The organism is Luteimonas aquatica (assembly GCF_022662575.1).
GTDB lineage: Bacteria > Pseudomonadota > Gammaproteobacteria > Xanthomonadales > Xanthomonadaceae > Luteimonas > Luteimonas aquatica.
The window spans coordinates 1-534 of sequence record NZ_JALBFU010000042.1 but is presented as its reverse complement, the minus strand read 5'-3'; the positions used below and the strand labels follow the sequence as shown (position 1 = coordinate 534).

General features: G+C 66.3%; 1 protein-coding gene. It reads right to left on the bottom strand.

What is annotated here, in order from left to right; all coding sequences use genetic code 11:
* Positions 1 to 534: TonB-dependent receptor plug domain-containing protein (locus MD221_RS17430; RefSeq protein ID WP_242113429.1), on the bottom strand; the 534-nt coding region annotated here is incomplete at both ends.

Below are 534 nucleotides of genomic sequence, written 5' to 3'. Positions count from 1 at the left end.
TGGTGTACTGCGTGGCCACGCGGAAGGCGAAGGTGTCGCTCAGCGGCACGTTCACCATCGCGTTGACGCGCGTCGTGCTGTAGTTGCCGAACTCGCCCTTGGTGTCGGCCGCGAACGCCGAGGGATCGGCGATGTTCGGGATCATGTTGACCACGCCGGCGGTCGCGTTGCGTCCGTACAGCGTGCCCTGCGGGCCGCGCAGCACCTCCACGCGTTCGACGTCGAAGTACTCCTGCTCGAACAGGCGGTTGCGGATCATCGGCGCGCTGTTGAAGCTGATCGCCACCGCCGGGTCGGTGGTCACCGACAGCGCCTGCGTGCCGATGCCGCGGATCTGGAAGTTGTAGCTGGCGAAGTTGGTCTTGGAGAAGCTCACGTTCGGCGTGGCCGTGACCAGGTCGGCGCCGGTCTCGATCTTGCGGTCGTTCAGGTCCTCGCCGCCGAAGGCGGTGATCGCGATCGGCACCTTCTGGATGTTCTCGACCTTCTTCTGCGCGGTGACCGTGATCGTGCCCAGCGTGGTGGCGTCGCCCG